This is a genomic window from Endozoicomonas sp. 8E (assembly GCF_032883915.1).
In the GTDB taxonomy this organism is placed as follows: Bacteria; Pseudomonadota; Gammaproteobacteria; order Pseudomonadales; family Endozoicomonadaceae; genus Endozoicomonas_A.
This window is the reverse complement of sequence record NZ_CP120717.1, coordinates 1,385,064-1,405,566: the sequence shown is the minus strand read 5'-3', so window position 1 is coordinate 1,405,566 and position 20,503 is coordinate 1,385,064. Positions and strand designations below refer to the sequence as shown.

Annotated in this window: 9 protein-coding genes; 1 reads left to right on the top strand and 8 read right to left on the bottom strand. The window is 48.6% G+C overall.

The window, feature by feature from the left end; genetic code table 11:
* Nucleotides 1-267 precede the first annotated feature (267 nt).
* From putA to P6910_RS04945, 6 genes are all read right to left on the bottom strand, one after another.
* A complete protein-coding gene (putA, locus tag P6910_RS04970) occupies nucleotides 268-3,438 on the bottom strand; it encodes a bifunctional proline dehydrogenase/L-glutamate gamma-semialdehyde dehydrogenase PutA (protein ID WP_317145178.1) in 3,171 nt (1,056 codons plus the stop codon).
* A 295-nt stretch (nucleotides 3,439-3,733) separates the two neighbouring features.
* Complete coding sequence (locus P6910_RS04965) at nucleotides 3,734-4,237, bottom strand: hypothetical protein (protein ID WP_317145177.1); 504 nt, start codon at nucleotides 4,235-4,237, stop codon at nucleotides 3,734-3,736.
* A 339-nt stretch (nucleotides 4,238-4,576) separates the two neighbouring features.
* The gene (locus tag P6910_RS04960) at nucleotides 4,577-6,967 is read right to left on the bottom strand and encodes a hypothetical protein (RefSeq protein WP_317145176.1); all 2,391 of its coding nucleotides are present in this window, start codon (nucleotides 6,965-6,967) and stop codon (nucleotides 4,577-4,579) included.
* A gap of 174 nt (nucleotides 6,968-7,141) precedes the next feature.
* Nucleotides 7,142-9,022 carry a hypothetical protein gene (locus P6910_RS04955; protein ID WP_317145175.1) on the bottom strand — a complete coding sequence of 627 codons (1,881 nt, stop codon included), beginning with the start codon at nucleotides 9,020-9,022 and terminating at the stop codon, nucleotides 7,142-7,144.
* Between the two features lie 188 nt (nucleotides 9,023-9,210).
* Nucleotides 9,211-11,985: a hypothetical protein gene (locus P6910_RS04950; RefSeq protein WP_317145174.1), complete on the bottom strand. Its 2,775-nt coding sequence runs from the start codon at nucleotides 11,983-11,985 to the stop codon at nucleotides 9,211-9,213.
* A gap of 92 nt (nucleotides 11,986-12,077) precedes the next feature.
* Nucleotides 12,078-14,480, bottom strand: coding sequence for a hypothetical protein (locus P6910_RS04945; RefSeq protein WP_317145173.1), 2,403 nt, complete (start codon nucleotides 14,478-14,480; stop codon nucleotides 12,078-12,080).
* A 320-nt stretch (nucleotides 14,481-14,800) separates the two neighbouring features.
* On the opposite strand from P6910_RS04945, the gene P6910_RS04940 reads away from it, so the two are divergent.
* Nucleotides 14,801-15,886, top strand: a complete 1,086-nt coding sequence (locus P6910_RS04940; protein WP_317146507.1) for an IS630 family transposase — start codon at nucleotides 14,801-14,803, stop codon at nucleotides 15,884-15,886.
* Between the two features lie 74 nt (nucleotides 15,887-15,960).
* Here the strand turns inward: P6910_RS04940 and P6910_RS04935 are convergent, their stop codons facing one another.
* Both P6910_RS04935 and P6910_RS04930 read right to left on the bottom strand, forming a co-directional pair.
* Nucleotides 15,961-18,369: a hypothetical protein gene (locus P6910_RS04935; protein WP_317145172.1), complete on the bottom strand. Its 2,409-nt coding sequence runs from the start codon at nucleotides 18,367-18,369 to the stop codon at nucleotides 15,961-15,963.
* Nucleotides 18,370-18,520: 151 nt separating this feature from the next.
* Nucleotides 18,521-20,371 (bottom strand): hypothetical protein, encoded by a 1,851-nt coding sequence (locus tag P6910_RS04930; RefSeq protein ID WP_317145171.1) that lies wholly within the window; start codon nucleotides 20,369-20,371, stop codon nucleotides 18,521-18,523.
* Between the last annotated feature and the right edge of the window lie 132 nt (nucleotides 20,372-20,503).

Here is a 20,503-nt window from a genome sequence, read left to right as displayed (position 1 = left end):
GTGTCAGATCAAGATTTGATCCGACTCTCCCAAAAAAGACTCAGACAAGTTTTTGTTTTTAGAGTGTCTTAAAAAGAGTGTCTTAAAAAGAGTGTCTTAAAAAGAGTGTCTTAAAAAGAGTGACTTAAAAAGAGTGTCTTAAAAAGAGTAAAGCCTGCCCTTATCAACTCGTTCCCACGCCGGAGAGGGTGTCGCAAAAATGCTGCGCTTCGCTACTTTTGCGACACCCTCTGGAGCATGGGAACCAGAGTTTTGCGACAGACTCGATCAGTGACCAGCACCCAGAGACAAGAGCGTGGCATTACCACCAACTGCCGTTGTATTGATGGTTCGGGTACGTTCAGTAGCAAAACGATAGAGGTAGTGAGGCCCACCGGCCTTTGGACCGGTACCGGAGAGTCCCTGTCCACCAAATGGCTGAACACCTACCACCGCACCGATCTGATTACGGTTTATGTAGGCATTACCCACTTTAAGGCTTTGCTCAATGTAGGAGGAGGTCGCTTCGTTGCGGCTGTGCACTCCCAGAGTCAGGCCGTAACCTGTGCCGTTGATTTCCTGAATCACTTTATCCAGCTCAGAAGCCTTGTAGCGAACCAGGTGAAGAATCGGGCCAAACTGTTCTTTTTCCAGTTGGTTGATGCTCTCAATCTCAAAGGCAACCGGCCCGATAAAGTAACCTTCATTGCACTCAGTGCCCAGATCCACTTCAGCAATCAGGCGAGCTTCCTGCTTCATACGATCAACATGAGCCTGGAGTCCTTTGAGAGCCACTTCACTGATCACAGGACCAAGGTCTGTTTCGTGCAGAGCGGGATTACCTACCTTCAGTTCTGCCATCGCACCGACCAGCAAGTCTTCAATACGATCAGCAATATCTTCCTGAACATAGAGCACTCGCAGGGCTGAACAACGTTGCCCGGCACTGGCGAAAGCAGACTGAACGACGTCATTAACGACCTGCTCAGGGAGAGCAGTAGAGTCTACAATCATGGCATTCTGACCACCGGTCTCGGCGATCAGAGGTATAATAGCTCCCTCACGTGCAGCCAGAGTCTGGTTTATTAATCTTGCCGTCTGGGTTGAACCTGTGAAAGCAACACCGGCAATACGAGGATCAGCGGTCAACTGATGACCAATATCCTTACCTTCACCCGTTACCAGTTGAATCACATCAGCAGGCACGCCTGCCTCCAGCATCATTTCAACAGCACGCGCAGCAATCAGAGTGGTTTGCTCGGCAGGCTTGGCTACAACTGTGTTACCACAGGCCAGCGCCGCAACCACCTGACCCAGGAAAATAGCCAGAGGGAAGTTCCAGGGACTGATACACAGAAAGACACCACGACCGGTCAGGTAAAGCTCATTGGATTCACCGGTAGGTCCGGGCATAACCTGAGGTGCAGAGAATTTTTCACGCGCCTGGTTGGCATAATAACGACAGAAATCAACCGCCTCACGCACTTCATCGATACTGTCGTGAATCGTTTTACCCGCTTCTTTATGACAGAGTGCCACCAGCTCTTCAAGGTTGGCCTCCAGCAGGTCGGCCAGCTTCTCCAGACTCTGGGCACGGGTTTCTACTGGCGTCTGGCTCCAACGGTCAAATGCTTTGTGAGCCACTGAAATAGCCTGGTCGACTTCCTTTTCTCCGGCATAGTGCAGACGACCTGCGAGCTCACTGAGCTGATAAGGGCATTGCACATCGACCGCTTTTTCAGTTTCCACCTTTTGGCCGGAAATCACGGGACCTTTGTGCCAGATTTGGCTCATAAACTTCTGTATCAATTCAGAAAACGGCTGCCACTGTGACTCAATATCGATATTGACACCCATGGAATTAACTCTGTCTTTTCCAAAAATATCTACCGGTAAGGGAATTTGGTCATTGGCCAGAGAACTGTGTTGCTCGAGCACACTGACAGGATGAGGAACCAGGTCCTTTACGGGTGTCCTGGCATCCACCAGACGATGAACAAAAGATGAGTTAGCACCATTTTCCAGAAGTCGGCGCACCAGATAGGGCAGCAAATCTTTGTGGCTACCTACGGGTGCATAAATGCGAACGTCGGTTTTTTCCTGATCCAGCACCGTGTTATAGAGCGCATCGCCCATCCCATGCAGACGCTGGAATTCAAAATGTTTGTGTTCCGCCATGCTCAGGATGCTGGCAACAGTATGAGCATTGTGGGTAGCAAACTGTGGATAAATAGCTCCTTTAACAGGATCACTCAGCAGAAAACGGGCACACACCAGATAAGCAACGTCTGTTGCTTCTTTGCGCGTGTATACCGGGTAGCCGGAATAGCCGGATTGCTGACACAGTTTTATTTCACTGTCCCAGTAGGCGCCTTTTACCAGACGCACAGGAATTTCATCACCCTGCTCTTTTGCCAGAGCCGCCAGCCAGGCAAGAACGGGGAGCGCTCTTTTACCGTAGGCCTGAACAACCAGTCCAAAACCACCCCATCCCTGACAATCGGGATGACGGTAGAGTTTCTCGAACAGTTTCAGAGACAACTCAAGGCGGTCCTGCTCTTCGGCATCAATGGTGATTCCCACATTAAGACTTCTGGCACTGCGAATCAGTTCCAGCACGCTGTTGAACAGCTCTTTCAGAACACGAGTTTCATTGGCCACTTCATAACGGGGATGCAGGGCAGACAGTTTGATCGAAACGGTAGGACGAGGGCCCTTGTAGCCACCCTTCTGCTCCTGACCAACGGACCTGACAGCCGCCAGGTAGGAAGCGAGATATTTCTGAGCATCGCTTTCGGTCAATGCCGCTTCACCGAGCATATCAAAAGAATAGGTGTAACCTTTCTCTCTTGGCTTTCGACCATTCTTAAGTGCTTCTGCAATAGTGCGACCCAGTACAAAATGCTCACCCATAATTTTCATCGCCTGGTTCACAGCCTGACGAATCACGGGTTCACCCATTTTTTTAACCAGTCGACCAATCACGCTAGCCGGGCGACCGTCTTCAGATTTGCCTAATGTCACCACTTTACCGGTCAACATCAGACCCCAGGTGGAGGCATTCACCAATAGCGAATCACTTTGTTTGAGATGCCTTTCCCACTCAGCGACACTGAGCTTGTCACGAATCAGGGCATCGGCGGTTTCAGAGTCAGGAATTCTCATCAGGGCTTCTGCCAGACACATCAGCAGAATACCTTCACGGGTATCCAGGCTGTATTGCAACAGCATAGAGTCAATCATATGAATGGAATCTTCCCGGGCTCGAACCTGCTCGACCAGATCGGTGGCTCGTCGGGTTACTGCAGCCAGCTGCTGCGGATCGGGTCTGGCCAAATCGGCCAGCTGTGCCAGTAAGGCTGACTCATCCACACTGTACTGTGGAGAGATAGTCTTCCAGAGCCTGGCTGGGCTCTGCTGGATGAATTCAGGCTTAAATACGGCATTAGCCTCAAACATGCGGTGTCTCCCCCAGTGACGGCAAACTAATCCTGTGCCGTATGATCAATCTAATCGGGAAATGCCTGTTTTTTCGTATCTATGACGATGGCATCTCCACTTAAGGCAAATAAGTAGCCTCCAGTGGCTTTTGGCCAGCCCGCAATCATGCACAAAATCAAACAGAATTCCCAGATATAGAAGACAGATTTTTGCATAATCCCTGCACACTCCCCGCTGCTGATCTGATTTTTCTGCCCGCCTCCCGTGGACTGTCGCAAAACGCTAACCCAATGAAAGGGCGGCAGTCAGATCATTACTTATTCACTATACCTTTTTGAGGACTGAAGTCATCGTTCTTATCCACATCATCAGGCTTGCGTTTTCGATGTTTTCTCTGGTGCTCCGATAGGGATTTAGCATTCTTATAGATCATACCGCATGACCGTTGCTGATCATCATTCCCTGTTACGGTCACATCACAGGCTTGTCGCCCGGTGTGCCCTCTAAGTTTGTGATTCCTAAGGGCGTGAGCATTACTGCAGACCTTCCCGCATGCTCGCTGCTGGCCATCCTCCCCAACGACGGCCAGGTCACAGTTTCGTTGCCCTCTGTGGCAATAGCCTTTGTGATATGACAGAGCTGAAGCATTGTTGCAGACCTTCCCGCATCTGCGCTGCTGGCCATCTTCTCCGGCCAGAGTCAGTTGACAGATTTGTTGTCCGCTGTGGCCCTTTTTTTTGTGATGCCAGGGTTGTTTTGACCCGATATCTGTCAGGTCCGTACCGTTTTTTATCAGGGAGTAAATCTGATCCTGCATGGTCGTTTGTTTCAGAAATTTCCGACGAGCTGCCCGAAAACGTATGCAGGTCAGGCTTTATAGAGAAGTTCTGTTCTAGAGAACCTGCAATCTGTTCAAGCTCGACAATAAAACTTCTTGTTATCGTTTCGGCCCGGCAAACGACAGAAAACAACAGTAGCAACAGCAGTATTGCAATGAGTGAGTGTTTAATAATTCCATCCTTGCTTACTGATATACAGGGAGGAAGGATAGATCAAGAAAACCAGCGTGATTTTTCTTTCAGAGAGCCTCTGTTAAAAACCCTCTTCTAAAGACCAGAGACCAGACCGAGCAGAACTTCTTGAAAAAGGTTTCAGATCAAGGACTGAGGTCCTTGTCCACGTCAACTGGCTTACGTTTTCGGTGCATTCTTTTGTGCTTAGTCAGGGCTATAGCATTTTTGCAGAGCTTCCCACATCGCTGCTGCAGGCCATTCTCCCCGAACTCGATCACATCACAGGTTTTTTGCCCGCTGTGGTTTCTTCTTCTGTGATCCGACAGGCGTCTAACACTGCTGCAGACCACCCCACATGGCCGCTGCAAGCCATCCTTTCCCATCACGCTCAGGTTACAGGTTTTCTGCCCGGTGTGGTGTCTTTGTTTATGCTCCGACAAGGCTCGAGTATTCTTGCAGACAACCCCACATCGCCGCAGCTGACCATCCTCTCCGATCAGGGTTACGGAACAGGTTTTCTGCTCACCGTGGAAGATGCTCTTGTGAGCTATCAGTTTTTTGGCATTCTTGCAGACCCTTCCGCACGGCCGAAGCTGGCCATCTTCCCCTGCCACTTTTACGTTACAGGTTTGGTCAAGGATGTGGTTTATTTTTATGTGGTCGAACAGGGCTTGAGTATTCTTGCAGATTTTCCCACATGGCCGCTTCTGACCTTCCTTATCGGCTATGGTTACGTCACAGGTTTTTTGCCCGGTGTGATATCGGCTTTTGTGAGATGAAAAGGCTTGAGCATTATTGCAGACCGACCCGCATGGCTGCTGCTGACCATCCTCCCCGATCACGATTAGGTCACAGGTTTTTTGTCCACTGTGTTCTCTTCTTTTGTGATCCGAAAAGGCTTTTGCACTCTTGCAGACCTTCCCACATGATCGCTGCTGGCCATCCTCACCGACCACGTTTAGCTCACAGCTTACTTGCTCACTATGGTATTGGCTTTTGTGCTCCGACAAGGCTTTTATATTCATGCAGACCTTCCCGCATGAGCGCAGCTGGCCATCCTCCCCTAACACGGAAAAGCCACAGACTTGTTGTCCGCTGTGGTATATTCTCTTGTGATCCATCAGGGATCTGGCATTCTTGCAGATTTTTCCACATGGCCGCTTCTGGCCTCCTTTATCGACCATGGTTAAGTCACAGATTCTTTGCCCAATGTGATATCGGCTTTTGTGAGATGAAAGGGCTTTAGCATTATCACAGACCTTCCAGCATGCCTGCGGCTGGCCATTCTCACCCAAAATTGTCAGGTTACAGGTTTTTTGTCTGCTGTGGTTTCTGGACGGTATTGCGCCGGTTTGCGAAAGATGAGGCTGGCTCTCAACCAACTTTGCTGATTCAGTGATTGTTTGCTGTGTTTCAGAATGATCAAGCGTTAAGGGAATTCTGATTTCTTCTAAAAGACTCACTGGATCGAGTGGCCCGTTAATAACTTCAAAATCATCAGTAGTACAAGGCAGATTTCCGGACATTGGCACATCATCACCCATTAGCCCGGTAAAGTCAGTTGTCTCAGCGACCCCATCCAGGCCGACCCCATCTAAAAAGATGTAGTCATTGGCTGTGTCGCTATCAATGCTAAGTCCCTGTGTCTGTAATGGTGGTTCAAAATCGAATGGCCGTTGAATGGGAGGGACACCGATCGATGCGTCAAAAAGCAGGTTTTGTTGGGAATCTTTAGCGTTTAAAGGACCAAAATGACATGAGCAAATAAAGCAGTGTCCACTGACCAAATGGGGGCATAAGCCCTCCAGAGAGCCCAGCGTCCATTCAGAAGATCCACTGCTATCGGATAATGTTTGGAATCGACAAACGCCGTGACAGGGATAGACAAAACAATTTAAACCCAGAGTATGCCAGTGTTGCAGAGGATCTCTGTTATCACCGCCAGAGCCTGAGTTCAGAGAGCTGGCTATAGAGCCTGTAAATTGGGTGGCGGCCTGGGAGGCTGGCTGGCCTGACGATTTTGATGGCGGGTATTGTGGGGGATTTTCTCCAGAACCAAACATCGCAGTGATGATAGCAAACGGATGGCGATGATTCAGTTCTTGTCGTGCAATCGATTTAAACAGCGGTGAATCAGGGTTCCAATAGTTTTTTAAAAACCAACCGACAGCGACAACCATATCCAAAGGTACCCGTGAATAAAGGTTTTTGCTTATAGGGAAACCTTTGCTGCTCAGGATCAGTTTGTATTCAACAAGCAGTTGTGTGGCGTAGAGCAACTGCCATGAAATCGACTCAATAAGGGTTGTTTCGATCCCGTAACTATCATGTCTGTGTCGTTTCTTATCAGAGAGTAAATATGATCCTGTATGGTCGTTTGTTTCAGAAATTTCTGACGAGCTACCCGGAAACATGTGCGGGTCAGGCTTTATAGAGACATTCTTTTTTAGAGAGCCTGCATTCTGTTCAAGCTCAACAATAAAACATCTTGTTAACAATTCGGCCCGGCAGACGACAGTGAACGACAGTAGCAATAGCAGTGCCGCAATGAGTGAGTGTTTAATAATTCTATCCTTGCTTCCTGATATACAGAGAGGAAGAATAGTTCAAGAAAACAAGCGTGCTTTTTTTCAGAGAGCCTCTGTTAAACACCCTCTTTTAAAGACCAGAAGTCAGACCAGACAGAACTTCGTGAAAAGGTTTTCAGATCAGGGACGGAGGCTCTGACCCACATCATCAGGCTTGCGTTTGTGATGCTTTCTTTTGTGATCGTAGAGGGCTCCGCTATTCTTGCAGATTTTTCCGCATGGTCGCTGCTGGCCATCCCCACCAACCATGGTCACATCACAAATTTGTTGTCCGGTGTGGCGTTTGCTTTTATGGACCCCCAGGGCCTGATAACTCTTGCAGACCCTCCCGCATGGTCGCTGCTGACCATTCATCCCCATCACATTTACGTCACAGGTTTGTTGCTCGCTGTGGTCTTTTTTTTTGTGATCCACCAAGGCTTGATAGTTATTGCAGACCGTCCCGCATGGCCGCTGCTGGCCATCCTTCCCGACCAGGGTCACAACACAGATTTGTTGCCCGGAGTGAACTCTGCATTTGTGATTCGACAGGGTATGAGCATTCTTACAGATCTTCCCGCATGGCCGTCGCTGGCCATCTTTCCCAATCACGATCAAGTTACAGATTTGTTGTCCAGTGTGGACTGTTCTTCTGTGATGCAACAAGGCTTGAACATTCTTGCAGACCGTCCAGCACGGCTGCTGCTGGCCATATTTCCCGATCACTGACACTTTACAAACTCGCTTCCCGGTATGGTATCTTCTTTTATGAGATAACAGAGATTTAGCATTATTGCAGACCTTCTCGCATGGTCGCTGCTGTCCGCCCTCTACAGACACTGTCGCTTTACAGATTATTTGCCCGGCTTTATCGTCTGAATCGGTTTGTTGGCAATGTCTAGCTCCGAATATTACATTCTCAGCGGCTACTGAAGCCTGTATCGTGCCTGTCTGGGAGAGATAGGATTGGCTCTGATCTAAACGGGATAATTCAGTGGTTGTTTGTTGTGTTTCTGAAGGGGAAAGCCTAAAGAAAGCTTCGTCTCCTTCGAAAGAATTCTGCAAACCGAGTGGCTCATTAATGTCCACAAAATCATTAGCGACGAAAGAAAAATGCCTGTGCATTGGCACAACATCACTGAGTGGCCAGATAGCATTAGTTTTATTGACGATTGAGCCTATAACGACCCCGTCTGAGGCAACCTCATCTGTAAAGGTACTATCAATGACACCAGATAGTTGTTCAGAATCAAAATAACTGATGCAATTATAGCAATGCCGATTAGCCAGACGGGGACATGAGCCGTTTAATGATTCCAGCAACCATTCAGCGGGTTCTCTGCTGTCGGATGATGATCGAAATCGACAAATGCCATAACAGGGATAGACGAAACAATTTAAACCCAAAGTATGCAGGTACTGTTGAGGGCCTCTGTCACCGTCACCAGAGCCAGAACTCACAGGGCTGATTAAAGAGCCTGAACATTGGCTGGTGGCTTGTGAAGTTTGCTGGCCCGATGATTGTAATGGCTGGTACAGTTGCTGATTATGTCCTGAGCCAAACATCGCAGTGATGGCCGCAAAGGGTAGTTTCTGCCCCCCCTGTTGTTCAATCGGACTAAACAGCGGAGAACCGGGATTCCAATAGCTGTCTAAAAGCCAGGGGACTGCAACAAACCAACCTTCGGGCAGCCATGAATAAGGGTCGTAGCTCAAAAGAACGTCTCTGGTAGTCAGGGTCAGTTGGTAAGCAACCAGCAGGTGAGAGGCATAAAGCAACTGCCATGAAATCGACTCAATAAGGGGCCTTTGGAACCCGCAACTGGAAGATTCTTGTCGTTTATCATCAGAGGAAGAATCTGATCCTGCATTCCCTTTCGTGTCGGCTATGAACAGCGAGTTCACTGGCGATGTGTTCAGGTTACGCTTTATAGAAAGGCTCTGGCCTGGAAAAACTGCATCCTGTCCAAGTTGAACAATAAAACGTCTGTTCAACGCTACAGCCTGACATATAACAGACAACGATAACAGCAGCAACAGCGGTGCCACAGATAGTAAGCGTTTAATAATTCTATCCTTGCGTTCTGGCATACAGAGATGAAGAATAGGTCAAGACTATAAGTGTGTTTTCTGTCAAAAAGCTTCTGTTAAAAATAAACGTTGTATAGGCAAAACCTCATAAAATGAGATTAGATCAGTTCGCTGCTTCTTCACTTTACCTTCCTGGAGACTGATTCATAGCCCTGACCCACATCAACAGGCTTGCGTTTTCGATGTTCTCTTTTGTGATCCGACAGAGCTTTAGTGCTCTTGCAAACCTTAGCGCAAGGCTGTAGCCGACCATCCTCCCCGACCATGGTCAAATCGCAGACTCTTTGTTTGCTGTGGTGTCTTGTTTTGTGATCCAACAGGGCAATAGCATTCTTGCAGACCTTCCCGCATGGTCGCTGCTGCCCATCCTGGTCGAGCACTGCCAATTCACAGGTCTTTTTTCCTTTGTGGTATTTTCTTTTATGATCCGACAGGGCTCTGATATTCTTGCAGACCTTCCCGCATGGTCGCTGCTGCCCATCCTGCCTGACCACGACAAAGTCACAGGCCTGTTCCCTTGTGTGGTGCCTGCTTTTGTGACCCGTCAGGGATTGAACATTTCTGAAGACCTCCCCACATGGCCGCTGCTGGCCATCTTCTCCTACCACGGTCACGACACAGGTTTTTTGCTCTGAGTGATAGTTGCTTTTGTGTAATGAAAGGGCTCGAGCATTTTTGCAGACCTCCCCGCATGGCCGCTGCTGCCCATCCTGACCCACAAATGCTCGCTGACAGATTTTTTGCCCTGTGTGGTATTTGCTTTTGTGATCCGTCAGGGATCGAATATTTCTGAAGACCTTCCCACATGACTGCTGCTGGCCGCCCTGCCCAGGCACGCTGATGTCGCAGGTTTGTTGCCCGCTATGGCATTTGTTTTTGTGATATGACAGGGCTTGAGCATTCCTGCAGACCTTCCCGCATGGTCGCTGCTGACCATCACTGCCGACCATGACCACGCCACAATTTTTTTGCACTGAGTGATAGTTCCTTTTGTGATATAAAAGAGCTCGAGCATTCTTGCAGACCGCCCCGCATGGTTGCTGCTGCCCATCCTCTGCGAGTAATGTCAGGTCACAGGTTTTTTTCTCTGAGTGGTCCTTTTTTTTGTGCCCCCCCAAGGCGCTGATATTGTCACAAACCTTACCACATGGCTGCTGCCCATCCTGCCCGGCCAATATCAGGTTAGAGGTTTTTTGCCGTTGTTCGCTTTTGTAAGATGACAAACCAATAGCACTCTTCCATACCGTCCCGCATTGTCGCTGCTGACCATCTTTCATAACCGCTGTCAGGTCACAGTTGTTTTGTCCTGTGTGATAGTTGCTTTTGTGAAATGACAGGGCTCGAGCATTTTTGCAGACCGTTCCGCATAGTCGCGCTCTCCCATCCTGCCCCACTACTGCCAATTCACAGATTTTTTGCCAAGTGTGGTATTTGTTTTTGTGATACGACAGGGCTTGAGCGTTCTTAAAGACCATCCCGCATGGTCTCTGCTGCCCATCCTGTCCGGGTAATTCCAGGCCACAGACTTTTTGCCCCGTGTGGGATTTGCTTTTGTGAGCCGACAGGGCTTGAACTTTGTTGTAGATCCTCCCGCATGGCCGCTGCTGGCCATCTACCCCGGCCACAATCGCGGCGCATATTAATTGCCCGCTGTTGTCTGTGGCTGGTGTTGCCTCTGCCCGGGATAGATAAGGTTGGCTCTGACCCAATCGGGATGATTCAGTGGTTATTTGTGGTGTTGCTGAATGGGTAAGCGATAAGGAAAAACCGTTTTCTTCGAGAAGATCATTTAAATTGATTGACCCATTAATGATCTCAAAACCATTAGCGATGGGAAAATCCCCGGGCATTTGGGCATCGTCATCAAGAGGCCCGGCAGGATACGTTGTATCTGCACTTCCTGAACTCAAGAAGTCCAGGATTAACTCTTCCTGAGTGGTCCCGTCTATAGAGTCGCTACCAAATGATGGGGCAGAATCGAATGAAAGTTGAATGATAGAAGGATCATTCAATGTTTTGAAGTACGAGTATTTCCGGAAATCAGAGGAGTTTTCAGGATCAAAACGACCTATGCAACCCAGACAGTGTCCATTAGCCACATGAGAGCAAGAAATTTCTTCGAAATTCAGCGGCCAATCAACGAGCTCTCTTTTCTCGAGCAATGGCAGGAATTGACAAACACCGCAACAGGGATAGACGAAACAATTTAAACCCCACGTATGTTGGTGTTGTTGGGAACCTCCGTTACCGTCGCCAGAGCCAGAATTCAGTGGGCTGGTTAAAGCCCCTGTATGTTGGGTACTGGTTTGTAGAGCCTGCTGGCTGGATGATTCCAAGGCTGGGGATTGTGATGAGTCATGTCCAGAACCAAACATTGCAGTGATGGTTACAAAGGGGAAATACTGCTGCATCAATATAAACGTCGACTGTTGCATAATTGAATTAAACAGCAGTGAATCGGGTTTCCAATAGTTTTTTAAAAGTCCGCCGACAGCGACAACCGCTTCTAAAGATAGCCATGAATGGGGGGTTGGACCCGGAGCCGCATCCCGGGTGGTCAGAATCAATTCGTAAGCAGCCAGCAGCTGAGAGGCATAAAGCAACTGCCATGAAATCGACTCAATAAGGTGCATTTTAAATCCGTAAATGAAAGCTCTTTGTCGTTTTTCATCAGGAGGCAAACCAGATACTGCATAGTCGTTGGTATCAGCAATGACTGTTGGATTGACTGGAAATGAATGCAGGGTAGGTTTTATCAAAAAGTTCTGTTTTGGAGAACCAGCACCCTGTTCAAACTCGACAATAAAATATCTTGTCAGCGCTTTGGCCTGACTGATAAAAAAAAACGACACTAGCAGCAACAGCGATGCCGCAAAGAGTAAGTGTCTAATCATTCTATCCCTGCTTTCTCGTTTACAGCGAGGAAGGTTAGGTCACCTCGTGAAAGAGAGTGTCTTAAAACCCCGGTTCCCGTTCAATCAGATCGTTATTTATTCACTTTACCTTCTTGAGGACCGGAATCATTGTCACGGTCCAGGTCAACAGACTTGCGTTTTCGATGTATTCTTTTGTGCACCGTCAGGGCTAGAGCATTCTTGCAGATCCTACCACACTGTCTCTGCTGACCATCTTCCCCGATCACGGTCAAATTACAGGTTTTTTGCTCGCTGTGGTCTCTTCTTCTGTGATTAATCAGGGCTCGAGCATTCTTCCATACTGTCCCGCATGGTCGCTGCTGCCCATCCTTCCCGAATAATGCCAAATCACAGTTTTTAGGTCCTGTGTGGTATTTTCTTTTGTGATCCGAAAGGGCTGGAATATTATTGAAGACTTTCCCGCATGGCCGCTGCCGCCCATCCTTCCCGGCTACTGTCAAATCACAGTTTTTTTGCCCAGAGTGATAGCCGCTTTTGTGGCCCGATAGAAGTGAAGCATTCTTGAACACCTTCCCACATGGCCGCAGCTGACCATCCTCCCCGATCACGTTCACATAACAGGTTTGTTGTCCGGTGTGGTCTCTTCTTTTGTGATATAACAGGGTTTGAACATTCTTGCATAGCATTGCGCATGGTCGCTGTCGTCCATTTTCGCCGACCACAGCCACGTCACAGGTTTGTTGCCCGGTGTGGTAGTTGCTTTTGTGAGATGACAGAGCCAGAGCATTCTTGCAGACCTTTCCACATGGCCGCTGTCGGCCGTCTTCCCCGATCACTTTCGCTTCACAAGTTTTTTTTCCTGCGTGGCATTTGCTTTTGTGAGAAAACAGGGCATTGCCACTTTGGCAGACCTTCCCGCATGGCCGTGGCTGGCCGTCTTCCCCAACCACGGTATAACCACAGGTTTTTTGCCCGCTATGGTATGTACTTTTGTGAGAAGATAGAGCCAGAGCATTCTTGCAAACCTTTCCGCATGGCCGACGTTGGCCGTCCTCTCCCGTAACGGTCACTTCACAGGTTTTTTGCCCGGTGTGGGTGCTGATTTTGTGATACGACAGAACGCGAGCATTCTTGCAGACCTTCCCGCATGGCCGCTGCTGCCCATCCTCTTTGACCACTCTTACGTCACAGGTTTTTTGCCCACTGTGAATACCGTTTTTGTGATCCGACAAGCTTTTAGTATTATTGCAGACCTTCCCGCATAGTCGATACTGACCATCTTCTCCGACCACAGTGAGGCTACATATTAATTGCCCACTGTTATCTTCAGCTTGTGTCGCCCCTGCCGGGGATGGACGAGTTTGGCGCTGATACAATTGGGATAATTCAGTGGTTGTTTGTGGTGCTTCTGAATGACTATGCGTTAAGGAAAAACCGGTTTCCTGGACAATATCATGCAGATCGGGTAGCTCACTAATCACCTCAAAATCAATTGCGATGGAGGCCCCGTGGATTGGCACGTCATCATTGAGAGGCTCGGCAGGACCCGCTGTATTAGCGGCCCCTGAAATCATTAAATCCGTGACGACCCCTTCTGCAGAGTTGTCATCAAATAGTGGGTTAGAATCGAATGGGAGTCGAATGCCAAAAGGACCATTCAATGTTTGGAAAGGCTTGTTTTGTCCGGAATCTGAAGTGTTTGCAAGATCAAAAATACCTTTACAACCCAAACAGTCTCCATCCGCCGAATAGGGGCATGAGCTTTCTGCGAAGCACTGCGGCCATTCAGTGAACCCTCTGTTGTCGGATGATGGTCCGAATTGACAAATACCATGACAGAAATAGATGAAACAATTTAAACCCAGAGTATGATGCTGTTGTTGAAAACCTCCTTTACCGCCGTCAGAGCCATAATTCATTGGGCTGGTTAAAGCGCCTGTCCGATGGGCAGTGGTTTGTGAGGTTTGTTGGCTGGGTGATTCTGAGGCCGTGTATTGTGGCGGGTTGTTTCCGGAGCCAAACATCACTGTAGTGGCCGCAAATGGGCAATCCCGCCCTATCAACTGAGATGCATCCGGCTGTTCAGTCAGGTTAAAAATTGCTGAATCGGGGTTCCAATAGCTTTTCAAAAGCCATCCGATAGCAATAACCGCTTCTAAAGGTAACCATGAATAAAGAGCCGGGCTTATTAAGGCCTCTTTGGTGGTCAGGACCAGTTCGTAAAAAGCCAGAAGATGAGCAGCGTAAAGTAACTGCCACGAAATCGACTCAATAAGGATTGTTTTGATCCGGTAACTGCAAGTCTTATGTCGTTTGTTGTCAGACAACGAACCGGACACTGAAGAGTCGCCAGTGGCAGCAATGCCGGACGAGCCACCCGGCAATGTTTGCCGGTCACGATCCGTAGAATAGTTCTGTTTTAAAGAACCTTCATCCTGTTCAATCTCGACAATAAAGCGTCTTGTCAACGTTTCAGCCTGACAGACGCCAGAGAGCAACAGTATCAGCAACAACGACGTTACAGCGAGTGTGTACTTAATAACTCTATCCTTGCATCCTGGTTTACAGAGAGGAAGAATAGATCAAGAAAGCCTAGCAGCCTGTCGGACTTAAGCGTCCGTAGCGAGGATTGCAAGAAATTGAGGATAAAAATCTCTGTTTCTGAGGAGAATAGCGAGCTATTTGACGAAGAAACAGGGATTTTTAGACCAATTTATTGCAACCGCACGACTGCATGGATGCAGGAGCTAGTGTAGTGCGACCTAATTAACACTACATAAAAACTCCTAACAGTCTATTATGGATGTCATTCCAACCACTGCCTGTTTTTACTATGCGAGTTGCCACAGAGATAACACTTGATGCTTCTGAAGAAATACGACTCAGAAAGATTACTTCGTCAAATACTTGCCCCGTTCGCCTGGCCCGCCGTGCCCAGATTGTTCTTCTCGCTGCAGAAGGAAAAAGCAATCTTGAGATTGCGCAAATACTGAAGATCGGTCGTCATCAGGTCAGCCGCTGGCGTGACCGATATGCTCAGGAAGGTTTCTCCGGAATTGAACAGGATCGAGCTCGCAGTGGCCGTAAAAAGCAGATTGATGCTGCTGAGATTGTGAGTCTGACCACAAACACCCTTCCGGAAAATGCTACTCACTGGAGCACCCGAACTATGGCTGCTGTTAGCGGTATCAGTGAAAGAAGTGTTCGCAGGATATGGCATGCATATGGCCTCAAGCCTCACCTGGAAAAGACATTCAAGGTGTCCCGAGGCCCGAAATTTGTGGAGAAGCTTGAAGATATTGTCGGACTCTATCTGTCTCCTCCTGAACATGCGTTGGTGCTGTGTTGTGATGAAAAAAGTCAGGTTCAGGCGCTCGATCGAACACAGCCTGGCTTACCGTTGAAGAGGGGGCGTGCCGCAACAATGACTCATGATTATAAACGACATGGTACAACCACTCTCTTTGCAGCGTTGAATGTACTTGATGGTGCTGTCATCGGTCAGTGCCAGCAGCGTCATACCCATGTGGAATGGTTGAAGTTTCTTAAACAGATAAATAGGGAAACGGCAAAAGACAAAGAGCTGCACCTGATTTGCGACAACTATGCAACTCACAAACACCCGAAGGTGCGAGAGTGGCTGGAAAAACATCCTCGTTTTCATATGCACTTTACGCCAACGTCAGCATCATGGTTAAACATGGTTGAGAGATTTTTTCGGGATCTCACGAGTCAGCGGTTACGCCGTGGTGTGTTTGTCAGTGTGCCAGAGCTAGTCAGTGCGATTGATGAATATATTGAAAAGCATAACCAAAATCCCAAGCCGTTTATCTGGACTGCTAAGGCAAATGACATCTTAGAAAAAGTCGTTCGGGCTAATCGCCGGTTAAGTTGCAAAAAGAACGACGCACTACACTAGAGCAACGCAGGAGCAGTTGCCGTGTGGGACAGTCTTAAGTCCGACAGGCTGCTAGTGAAATAGCGGGTGTCAGATCAGGGACTGAGGTCTCCGTTCAGGCCCAGATTAACAGGCTTGAGTTTTCGATGATTTCTTTTGTGATTATAAAGAACTCCTGTATTCATACAGACCTTCCCACATGGCCGCTGCTGGCCAGAATCCCCGACCACGATCACGTCACAGATTTTTTCACTGGTATGGGATCTGATTTTGTGTTGTGACAGATTTTGAGTATTCTCAAAGACTCGCCCACATAGCCGTCGCTGGCCATCTTTCCCAACCATGATTGCGTCACAGATTTTTTGCCCGGTGTGATCCTTTCTTTTATGTTCCGACAGGCTTCGGGCATTCCTGCAGACTTTCCCGCATGGCTGCAACTGACCATCATTTCCGAGCACGGGATGGCCGCAGGTCTTTTGCCCGGTGTGGTAGTTGCTTTTGTGAGTTGACAGGGCCAAAGCATTGCTGCAGACCTTACCACATGGATGCTGTTGACCATCCTCTGTTATCACTGTTTTGTCACAGGTTCGTTGGCCTGTGTGGGCAATTTTTTTGTGACTTTTCAGAGTGAGAATATTCCGACAGACCCTTCCGCATAGTACCCTGTGTCCCCCCTCCCGGATCACACTTACGTCACAGGTTTGTTGTCCGCTGTGGTTGTTTCTTTTGTGCTCCATCAGGGCTTGGACATTCTTGGAGACTTTCCCGCATGGTCGCTGCAAGCCATCGTCTGTGACCACCGTTTCGTCACACCTTTGTTGCCCGGTGTGTTTTCTTCTCTTGTGATCCGATAGGGCACGAGGATTCTTGCAGACCGTCCCGCATCGCAGCAGCTCGCCGTCCACCCCTGTTGTGGTTTCGTCACAGGTTTGATGCTTTCCGTGCTCTCTTCCTTTGTGATCCGACAGGGCTTTGGCACTCTTGCAGACCATTCCACATGGTCGCAGTTGACCATCCTCCGCGAACACATCTACTTCACAGGTTTTTTGCTTACTGTGGCTCCTCCTTTTGTGCTCGGACATGGCTCTGGAATCCTTGTAAACTTTTCCGCATGCCTGTCGCTGGCCACCCACCCCGACCAACATTTCATTACAGATTTTTTCCCCGCGATGGGCTTCTTTTTTGTGATCCAACAGGGCTTGGACATCATTGCAGGTCTTCCCACATACCTTCTGCCGACCGTTCTGCCTGACCACCATTTCGCAACAGATTTCTTGCCTGTTGTGGTCGTTACTTTTGTGATCCGACTCAGCCTGCTGGCAATGTGTGGCTCTGAATATAACATTCTCAGGTGCTACCGGGACTTGTACTGTATTTGTCTGGGTAAGGGGAAAAGAAATTTCGCCTTCTTCGGGAGGACTGTTTGGATCGAGTGCCCCATTAATGCCCTCAAAATCAGCAATGGTGAAAGTAAAATTGTCGAACATTGTTACATCATCATTGAGTGGCGCGGTAGCATCATCTTTATTGGCGGTCACTGCACTCATTATGCTCGGAGTGGCTCCGTCTGAGTCAAATTCGTCTAAGTCAAAATCATCTGAGGCGACCCCGTTCAGGGCGCCCCCTAAAGAGCTGCCATCAATGTCATCTGCCTGTGGCTGAAAGAACTGGCCAGAATCGAAAAGGCGTTGAGTCCCGGAAAGATCATTCAATTTTTTTAAAAGCGAGCCTTCTCGGGAGTATTCAGGGTGTACGGGCTCAAACCGACCCGTACAACTTATGCAGCGTCCATTGGCCAAATGGGGGCATGAGTTTTCTGAGGAGTTCAGCAGCCATTCAGCAGGTGCTTCGCTATTGCTTGTGGGTCTGAATCGACAAACGCCATGACAGGGATAGAAGAAACAATTTAAGCTCAAAGTATGCAGCCGTCGATGAGGGCCCCGGTGACCCTCGCCAGAGCCAGAATTCAGAAAGTTGTATAGAGAGCCCGAACGTTGGGTGGTAGCTTGTGAAGTTTGCTGGCCATATGATTTAGACAGCGGGTATTTTGGTGGGTTATGTCCGGAGCCAAACACCATAGTGATGATCGCAATCGGTAGTTCCTGGCTCGCCTGTTGTTCAATCGGGTTAGACAGAGGTAAGTCTGGATACCAATAGCTGTTTAAAAGCCAACCGACTGCAATAACCCATCCTAAACGTAGCCAAGAGTGGAGGTCGTAGCTCAGAGGAGCGTCTCTGGTGGTCAGAATCATTTCGTAAGCAACAGGAAGGTCAGAGGCGTGAAGCAGCTGCCATGAAAACAATGCAATGATGTTCGTTTTTACTCCGTAACCGTCAGGTTTGTGCCTTTTGCCATCAGGCGGAGAATCGGATCCTGCGTAGCCTATGGTAGCGGCAATGCCAGACGAGTTGCCGGGCAATGTATGCATATCGCGTTTTTTCGAAACGTTCTGTTTTGGAGAATCTGCATCCTCTTCAGGCTCGACAATAAAAGGTCTTGTCAACGCTTCGGTCTGGCAGACACCAGAAAACGAAAGTAGCAGCGACAGCGATGCAGCAAAGAATGAGTGTTTAATAATTCCATCCTTGCATTCTGTTCGACAGACAGAAAGGAAGGATAGATCAAGAAAACCTTATGAAAGAGCGAGTATCAAATCAAGGACTGAAGTCACCGCTTTGGTCCACATCAACAAGCTTGCGTTTTCGATGTATTCTGTTGTGATTCAACAAGGCTCTGGCATTCTTGAAGACCTTCCCACATGGCCGTTGCTGGCCACCCTCTGTGAACAGGGTCACGGTGCAGGCTTGCTGTCCGCTGTGACTTAATCTTTTGTGATGCGACAGTACTTGAACACTCTTGAAGTCCTTCCCGCACGGTCGCGGTTGACCACTCTCCCCGATCACAGACACTTTGCAAGTTTGTTGCCGGCCATGGAAGATGCTTTTATGATTCGACAGAGCTTTAGCATTCTTGCAGGTCTTCCCGCATGGCCGCGGTTGACCATCCTCCCCAACCACTGCCAGGTTACAGATTGACTGGCCTCTGTGGTATCCGCTTTTATGAGCCGACAGGGCCAGAACATTCCTGTAGACCATCCCGCATGGCCGCGGCTGACCATCCTCCCCAACCACGGTAACCTCACAGGTTCGTTGCCCGCTATGGCTTCTTCTTCTGTGTTCCGACAGGGCTATACGATTGTTGCAGACTGTCCCGCATGTCCGCAGCTGGCCATCCTCTCCGACCATAGCTGCGTCACAGGTTTGTTTGCCAGAGTGATCTCTTATTCTGTGATAACAGAGAGCTTGACGATTCTTGCAGACCATTCCGCATGGTCGCGACTGGTTATCCTCGCCAATGACACTCACTTCGCAAATTTTTTGTCCCATGTCGTCTTTTCTTTTGTGATATGACAGGGCTTGAGCATTCTTGCGGGTCTTACCCCGTAGCCGCGGTTGGCCATCCTCCCTGACCATGGTCACATCACAGGTTTCCTGGTCGCTCTGGTCTTTCGTTTGTATTCTAACTGCCTGTGAAAGACAACGTGGGCCCTGAACCCATTGAGATGATTCTGTTTTTGTTTGTTGTGTTTCCGAAGCCTCCATCGGAGGTCTGAAATGGTTCAGAGTAGAGGGCATCCCGTTTTTTTCGTGAAGACTTTGACGCCCCAGATTAAGTAGCCCACTAATTATGATCAGGTCATCAGCGTTAGCAGGCCAACGACGGGGGATTGGCAGATCACCATTGGGTGGCCCGTTATAATCTGTATTTGCTTCTCCTGTCTGGCCTGTCGAAAGTTCAACGGTATTCAGCAACCATTCAGCAGGCCTTCTGCTATCGGATGATGATCGAAGTCTGCAAAAACCCTGGCAGGGATGTACGAAACAATTTAAACCGAAAGTATGCAGGTGTTCTTGAGGTTCTCTGTTACCGTCACCAAACTCGGAATACAGGAAGCTGGTGAAAGAGCTTGCGGGGCAGGTGGTTGTTCCCGGGCTTTGTTGGCCATGTGAAGCTGATGGCGAATATTGTTGCTGATTATGCCCGGAGCCAAACACCGCAGTGACGGTTACAAACGGGATATCCCCCTGTGTCAGCATAGATGTCGCCTCATGCTGTTCAATCGGGTTAAACAGCGATGAATCAGGGTTCCAATAGCTTCTTACAAGCCAACCGACAGCAACAACCACTCTTACAGGTAGCCATGAATAACGTTTGCTGCATACAGGAGCGTGATTGGTGTTCAGGATCAGTTCGTAAGCAACAAGCAGTTGAGTGGCATAAAGTAACTGCCATGAAATCAGCTCAACAAGATCCTTTTTAAGCTCGTAACTGACCAACTTGTGTCGTTTTTCATCGGGCGGTGAATCTGAGCCTGTGCAGCCGTTTGTATCAGAAATATCTGACGGGTTGACCGACTGTGAGAGCAGACCAGGCTTTATAGAAAAGCTTTGTTTTGGAAAGCTTGCATTCTGTTTAAACTCTACAATAAAACGTCTTGTCTGCACTTCGGCCTGACAGATGACAGAAAACGACAGAAGCAGCCATAGCGGTAACGCAAAGTATGAGTGTTTAATAATTCTATTATTGCATTCTGACTTAAAGAGGAGAAGGATAGATCAAGAAATTAAGTTTGCTTT

Excerpts from the sequence above, each read along its gene's own strand:
- putA (WP_317145178.1), bottom strand. The coding sequence starts at position 3,438 with ATGTTTGAGGCTAATGCCGTATTTAAGCCTGAATTCATCCAGCAGAGC.
- P6910_RS04965 (WP_317145177.1), bottom strand. The coding sequence starts at position 4,237 with ATGCAGGATCAGATTTACTCCCTGATAAAAAACGGTACGGACCTGACA.
- P6910_RS04950 (WP_317145174.1), bottom strand. The coding sequence starts at position 11,985 with ATGATTAGACACTTACTCTTTGCGGCATCGCTGTTGCTGCTAGTGTCG.
- P6910_RS04940 (WP_317146507.1), top strand. The coding sequence starts at position 14,801 with ATGCGAGTTGCCACAGAGATAACACTTGATGCTTCTGAAGAAATACGA.